Annotated in this window: 6 protein-coding genes and 1 tRNA gene; 5 read left to right on the top strand and 2 right to left on the bottom strand. The window is 66.3% G+C overall.

The features are described from left to right. From HUK65_RS19215 to HUK65_RS17670, 5 genes are all read left to right on the top strand, one after another. Positions 1 to 75: EF-Tu C-terminal domain-related protein (locus HUK65_RS19215; RefSeq protein WP_179907328.1), on the top strand; the 75-nt coding region annotated here is incomplete at its 5' end. A 104-nt stretch (positions 76 to 179) separates the two neighbouring features. Beyond that, entirely contained in the window at positions 180 to 2,033 is a 1,854-nt protein-coding gene (locus HUK65_RS17685) for an ABC transporter ATP-binding protein (protein WP_179907586.1), read from the top strand. 64 nt (positions 2,034 to 2,097) lie between these two features. After that, a complete protein-coding gene (locus HUK65_RS17680; protein ID WP_179907585.1) occupies positions 2,098 to 3,018 on the top strand; it encodes a hypothetical protein in 921 nt (306 codons plus the stop codon). Positions 3,019 to 3,042: 24 nt separating this feature from the next. Continuing rightward, positions 3,043 to 3,768, top strand: coding sequence for a hypothetical protein (locus HUK65_RS17675; protein ID WP_179907584.1), 726 nt, complete (start codon positions 3,043 to 3,045; stop codon positions 3,766 to 3,768). A gap of 74 nt (positions 3,769 to 3,842) precedes the next feature. Further along, positions 3,843 to 3,918, top strand: a tRNA-Trp gene (locus tag HUK65_RS17670). Between the two features lie 533 nt (positions 3,919 to 4,451). Here the strand turns inward: HUK65_RS17670 and HUK65_RS17665 are convergent. Then, positions 4,452 to 4,847, bottom strand: a complete 396-nt coding sequence (locus HUK65_RS17665) for an XRE family transcriptional regulator (protein WP_179907583.1) — start codon at positions 4,845 to 4,847, stop codon at positions 4,452 to 4,454. 334 nt (positions 4,848 to 5,181) lie between these two features. Continuing rightward, positions 5,182 to 6,195 (bottom strand): alpha/beta hydrolase family protein, encoded by a 1,014-nt coding sequence (locus HUK65_RS17660; RefSeq protein WP_179907582.1) that lies wholly within the window; start codon positions 6,193 to 6,195, stop codon positions 5,182 to 5,184. Between the last annotated feature and the right edge of the window lie 723 nt (positions 6,196 to 6,918).

Below are 6,918 nucleotides of genomic sequence, written 5' to 3'. Positions count from 1 at the left end.
GAAAAGCTCCGCTTCGCCATCCGTGAAGGCGGCCGCACCGTCGGCGCTGGCGTCGTGTCGAAAATCATCGAGTGATCCGCTGACAGGGTCTTCGGCGCAGGGGGGGGCGAAGGTGCCCACCCTGACCCCGGGGGGCGCGCAGGGTCACTGCGCGCCCCTTTTCATGCTCCGAGGTTCCCATGTTCAGCCGTCTGTTTTCCCATTTCGAATCGCGGATAGACCCCTATCCGTCACAACCGCCCGCGCGCCCCCCGGCCTCGTTGCTGGGCTTCACGCTGCATTTCGCGCGCCCGCTTCTGCCCTGGCTGCTGGCCATGTCGGCGCTCTCGGTGGTGTTTGCCATCATCGAGATCATCCTGATCGGTTATCTGGGCACGCTGGTGAACCGGATGGGCGAGCTGGGCCCCGAACGCTTCCTGGCCGAGGAATGGCCGCGCCTGATGGGGATGGCGGGGCTGCAACTGGTGGCTTTGCCGGTTGTGGCGGTGCTGGGCGCGCTGGTCATGTATCAGGCGATCATGGGCAATTTCCCCCAGCGCATCCGCTGGCAGGCGCATCGCTGGCTGCTGAGCCAGTCCATGGGCTATTTCCAGGATGAATTCGCCGGCCGGATTGCCACGCGGCTGATGCAGACCGCGCTGTCGGTGCGCGAGGTGGTGATGAAGCTGATGGATGTGGCGGTCTATATCGGCGCCTATTTCATCGGCACGCTGTGGCTGGCATCCACGCAGAATCTGGCGCTGGCGCTGCCCTTTGCGGTTTGGGCGGTGGCCTATGGGGCGCTGCTGTGGGTGATCGTGCCGCGTCTGGGGCGGGTGTCGCAGGACCAGGCCGATGCCCGCGCCGAGATGACCGGGCGGGTGGTGGACAGCTATTCCAACATCGCCACGGTCAAGCTGTTCAGCCATGCCGAACGCGAAGAAAGCTATGCGCGGGCGGGGCTCGACGGGTTTCTGCAGACGGTCTATCGCCAGATGCGGCTGGTGGCGCTGCAGGATGTGGGTGTCAATTTCATCAACGCCTTGCTGACGGCGGGGGTGACGGCGCTGGGCTTGTGGCTGTGGCTGCACGGGCGGATCGAACTGGGTGCGCTGGCGGTTGCGATTCCGCTGGCGCTGCGGCTGGGGAACATGTCGCACTGGATCATGTGGGAATTCGCGGCCCTGTTCGAAAATATCGGCACGGTGCGCGACGGGGTATCGACCCTGTCACTGCCGCGCCAGATCGAAGACGCGCCCGATGCCCGGAGGCTGCAGACCCGCGCCGGGCGTGTGGTCTTTGACAATGTCACCTTCCGCTATACCGGCGAGGTCCGGCAAGGTCCGGCGGTCCTGAACGGGCTGACCCTGGATATGGCGCCCGGCGAGAAGGTGGGACTTGTGGGGCGCTCGGGCGCGGGCAAGTCCACGCTGGTCAACCTGTTGCTGCGATTCCATGATGTCAATTCGGGGCGCATCCTCATCGACGGGCAGGATATTTCGCAGGTCACGCAGGAAAGCCTGCGCGCGGCTATCGGCATGGTCACGCAGGATACCGCGCTGCTGCACCGTTCTGTCCGGGACAACATTACCTATGGCCGCCCCGATGCCAGCGATGCCCAGATCATGGCCGCCGTGCGCATGGCCGAGGCCGAGGAATTCATCGCCGATCTGGTCGATGCAAAGGGGCGGCGGGGGCTGGATGCCCATGTGGGCGAGCGCGGCGTGAAGCTCTCGGGCGGGCAGCGCCAGCGGATTGCCATTGCGCGGGTTGCGCTGAAGGACGCGCCCATCCTGATCCTGGACGAGGCCACATCGGCGCTGGACTCCGAGGTCGAGGCCGCCATCCAGGCGCAACTGACCCGGCTGATGGCGGGCAAGACGGTGATCGCCATCGCGCACCGTTTGTCCACCATCGCCGCCATGGACCGGCTGGTGATCATGGACCAGGGCCGGATCGTCGAGCAGGGGCGGCATGAGGACCTGCTGGCGCAGGAGGGGCTTTATGCGCGGCTCTGGGCGCGGCAATCGGGCGGGTTCCTGATCGAACCCTGAAAAGGGACTGGCCCGCGCCCCGGTTTCCGGCCTAGGCTGGCGGCGTTGCAACCAAGGGGGGCCGATGCGCATCAGCCTGCATCTGGGCGCGCACAAGACGGCCAGCACCTATCTGCAGGGCATCCTGTCGCGCAACGCCGGGCGTCTTGGTCGGCGCGGTCATGCCTGTTTCGGCCCTGACCGGCTGCGTGCGGACCTGCGGCTGCCGTCGCTTGGGCCCGGGCGCAGGCTGCAGGGGGCCGGATTTGCCCCGCTGGCCGCTGCCCTGGCACAAGAGGCCGCCGCCGGGCGCGCCCTGCTGCTGTCCGAGGAAAACCTGATCGGCACCACCCGCCCCGGCAGCATCGGCCGGGGGGCGCAGTTGTATCCGCTGGCGGGGGACCGGCTGGACCGGCTGCTGCGGGGACTGCAGGTTCAGGAGGCGCAGCTTTATCTGGCGGTGCGCAGCCCGTTGCCCTTCCTGGTCTCGGCCTTCGGGCAGCAGCTCATGGCCGGAAAGCTGACGGATTTCGACAGCTATTGCGCCGGAGTCGATCCGCTGGCCCTGCGTTGGTCCGAACTGGTGGCGCGGCTGGTTGCAGTGCCGCGGGTGGCGGGGATCACGCTGTGGCGGCATGAGGATCACGCCGCCGTCCTGCCCGATGTGCTGGCGCGGATGTTCGGCCCGCAAACCGCCGCCACCCTGCGCCTGCCCGACCGCGCCACCCATGCCGGCCCTTCCGCCCGCGCCATTGACGCCGCCATGGCCACGCTGCGGGCTGACCCCGGGGCCGCGCCGCGCAAGGTCATGCGTCAGGCCATGAAGCGCTGGCCCAAATCCGCAGATCACCCCGGCCCGATGCCCTTTGACGCGGCAACCCTGGCCGGGGCCACAGCGGCCTATGGCGCGGATCTTGCCGGGCTGGTGGGCGTTCAGGGGGTCACGGTCCTTGACCCCGCCGCGCGACAACCTGCGTCCTCAGTTGCGGTCTTTACCCTTCATTAACCAGTTCCGGCGCAGCGTGGCGGGATGTGGTGCAAGGGTCTGTGGTCTGCGGTTCTGGCGGGAGTGCTGGTGTTGGTGGGGGTCATGGCGGCCGATGCCGGGCCATGGCCGCGCGGGCAGGGGCAATGGTTCGTGGCGCCGGAATTCAGCCTGAATCGGGGCGACGCAGAGCGGCAGCTCCGCTGGCAGGTGTATATGGAGCACGGCCTGGCCGCAGATTGGGTGCTGGGCGCCAAGCTGGAGCAGGATGGCGGCTGGCAGGAAAACCTGCGCGCTTCGGCGATGAACCTCGGGCGCAGCGGCACAGGGGCCGAGGTGTTTGTGCGCTACCATCCCGGTCTCTGGGCAGACAGCACCCCCTGGGGGATGGAACTGGCCCTGCGCAGCCTCCCGGGATCGGGGGACATGGGCCGAAACTGGCAGCCACGCGCCGCGCTGCATCTGGGGCGGGGTTTCCCCCTGCAGAGGCTGCAGGTCTGGACACGGCTGAGCCTTGATGCCGCGCCGGGGCGGGGCGGGCATGGCTGGGACTGGGGCGGCATGGCGCAGGCGGGGCTTGATCTTCCGGACCTGGGCCTGGTGTGGCTGTCAGCCGGGATCAGCCGGACCGATGGCACGGTGATCCGGCGCCTGACGCTTCAAGGAGGCTATCGGATCACCGAAGCAACCACCCTGACCCTGGGCTACAGTCAGACCTTTGGCACCTGGCGCGAACAGGGGCTGCGATTGGGGCTATGGCGTGAATTCTGATCCACGCCCCGCTGCGCCAAACGCTTTTCGCGCTTGAATTCCGCCCGCTTCTGGAATACGCCCGACCTCGGCCTAGGGGTATAGCTCAGTTGGTAGAGCATCGGTCTCCAAAACCGAGGGTCGGGGGTTCGAGTCCCTCTGCCCCTGCCAACCCTCTCATATTTCTTATTTGCAAGAGGTTATGGGTTTTCGGCGGACCTCCTGTGTTACAGGTCTGTGTTACATCGCTGTGGGGCAGATAGGCCGGTCGAGATCATCGGATCCGCGCAACCTGCACGACAGGCATTGTTATCGGCCGCGTCGATTCGGAGACACGAGTCCCTGCACGGTTCTTTCTGAAACGGGACCACACACGGGGCCCCGCCCTCATCTGCCCCGCTTCCCGGAAAAGGCTGGTTAGCCCTCTTGGCGCGCCTCCGCCGCCGCCCCGTCCCGCGCCCTCCCCTCCCATATCGAGCGCCTCACGCAGCGCGCGAATCCGCGCGGGCGTGACCTTCGGGTCGCTCCCGCAGGAGATGACGCGGATGAACTCGACCCACGCGCGCTCATTCGGGGTCAACTCCTCCCACGACCCGGACGGGGCCGTGGGAAGGGTGAAGGTGGTGTCGTCCATGTCACGCCCGGTCATGCGAACCGGTCCCGCGGTCCCGCCGGTCCACTCGCACAAGCGATCAGATCACCGCTCATTTGCCGAAGATCCCCCTGAGCGCGGTGCGCGAGCGTCCGGTCAGACGCGGGTCGCTGTTGTCGGAGGCGTCGCGGATCTCGGCCAGCCAGCCGCGCTCGTTCTCGGTGACGGGCGTGCCAAAGATCTCGGTGATGGCCTGCGCCGCCGTCGCACCCACCGCCTGTTCGAGCGCCAAACGCATGAGCATCGCCGGATCGACCTCCAGCGCCTTGGCGAGCGAGGGCACCCGGTCGAGCGGCACCTTGTTGCGCCCGTTCTTGAGGAAGGTCATCAAGTTTGCGTTGGCGAAGCCCGCCTCGGAGGCGATTTCGGCCTGGGTCTTGCGATGCGACAGGTCGCGGACGCGGTCTGCGATCAGTTTCGCGGTGGGGGTATTCTCGAAAGGGTTCATGCTGTGCTTTCTGCTGTGTGTGGTTGGTCACAGCACATACTTACCGCGCGGTGTCAGCGTGGTCGGGTGGGGAGTGAGCTCTGGTCATCGGGACCTTCGGTGCGACAGAAGTCCTAGGAAATACACGCTCGGTGCATGGGGACGCAACCGGTGCACGGAGGTCGGGGGTGGCCGAACCCTCCGGGTGGGTGAGTTAATCGTGTTCCCTTTTCCGCCGTTCGCCCGCCGCAGGCAGCGTCCCGAAACCCGCCGTTGTTGTATATCGCCGCGGAAGGTGAGATTTGCGTCCGCTGGTCGGCAGGATTATTCCGGTCGCCAGTGGACTCCGTTGCGATCACAGGCCCAGTCTGACTGCAAGCGCATCGACGATCGCGGCATGCACGGCTGCCCGATCTGTGCCCGGCGGGTCGGTGCAGACCGGATCATCCTGTTCAGCTTCCAGTATTGCGGCCCCGCCCGGTTGGCAAACCGGCATTGCGGTGAAGTGGAAGGCCGGGGCAAGTTGCAGGGTGTCTGCATCGGGGATCAGAGCGGCCAGACCGCTTGCGGTGAAATCCGTGGCCGACATCTGCGTTTCGCCGTCGCCAAGGCCGATCAGAAGCGCATCCGGCACAAGCGCCTGGACATTCTCTTGATCGAGGCCCCAGACGAACCCCGGGTCGATGGCCACCACCGAGGTGACACGAGCATCCGCATAGCTGGCGTTCCATTCACGCGGATCCTGCCGCTGCAGGCCGACCGCGTCGGACAGCAGCATGTCGCAGGCGTCCATCGTTTCGACATGCGCGGTGCAGGCGCCAACCAGCCCGTCCAGATTGCCGGTCATCCCGCCCAGCGACAGCGCTGTCCAGCCGTCGTAGGAGAACCCGGCCGCCATCACCCGCGTCGCATCCAGATGCGGCCCGAGGTCGGGATCGTCCGCCAGCACATCGAGCGCCCGCAACAGGTCGGCGGCACGGGTCCAGTGCCGCACCCCTTCGGTCATGTCGAAATCCCCCCAGGTCGAGTTGGGGAGGTTCATCATGACGACCATCGCCCCCAGGGCGGCCAGCGCCTCGCCCAACCAGGCCTGCGCCCCGTCGGTGCCGCCCATGCCGTGACTGAAAAGCACGACCGGAAACGCACCCGCCGCCGGTTCGGCATCGACGAAAGCCTCGACCCCCACGAAAACGGGGTTGTCGGCATAGACGGTCGGCGTGCCGCCTGCGCCGCGCGGATACCAGATCGCGACGCGCGCCTCGGCCGCGTGATGGGGCATCTCGATCTGGATGACCCTGAGCCCGGCCCCTTCGGCCAGCGCCGCAGAAGCTATGGATGACAGGACAAGGGCGATTGCGAGGGTTTTCATGGTCGTTCTCCGATCAGGTTTGAGGCGCCACATCCCTGGCCCGCCCAGCCCTCCGTCCGCGACCTCTTTCCGGATTCAGGTCGCCTGGATCCGGTTTTTGGCCTAGGGGGCGAAGGCCCCCAACCGCTACGATCCTTCATGCCCACCCTTCCCATTCCCGTATTTGTAGCTCTCATCCTTGCCTTTGGATGCCAGCGCCTCCGGGCCGATCAGCGACGCCTGAGCGCGCTCGGGATGCTGCTGGCACTTGCGCGGTCCAGTCGCTCATGATCGCGTTGGCGCAGGGCACAGGATACCCCGAGGCGCGGGGGTGGATCATCACGATACTTTCGGTGGGAAACCTTCTGCTGATCGCCCTTTTCGCCCTTTCGCCCTACCTGCAGCCCACATCGTCCGAGGCACTTGAACCGCCCGCTTGAAACGCTGAACCCGACGCCGAACTGTGGAACCGTGTCCTGACCCATATGGCGCAGGGGACGCCTTATCTCGACCCCAATCTGACGCTTGCACAGCAGACGCGCCGCATGCCCGCTTCGGCCACGGCGATGAAGCTGCGCCGGTGGTTCCACTGGATCGGAGTGGTGTTCATACATTTCTCTATAGGTCACCTCGAAAAATTGCCCTGGCCTTGCGGCCGGGATAGAAGGCGCAGGGCATGAGGCTGCTGGGATGTGACGATGGCGCAGATGGGTTTCTTTGATCTTTCAGACCGCTATGCGAGCC

The organism is Rhabdonatronobacter sediminivivens (assembly GCF_013415485.1).
Classification (GTDB): domain Bacteria; phylum Pseudomonadota; class Alphaproteobacteria; order Rhodobacterales; family Rhodobacteraceae; genus Rhabdonatronobacter; species Rhabdonatronobacter sediminivivens.
The sequence above is the reverse complement of the archived record's forward strand: the minus strand, read 5'-3'. Positions and strand labels throughout refer to the sequence as shown.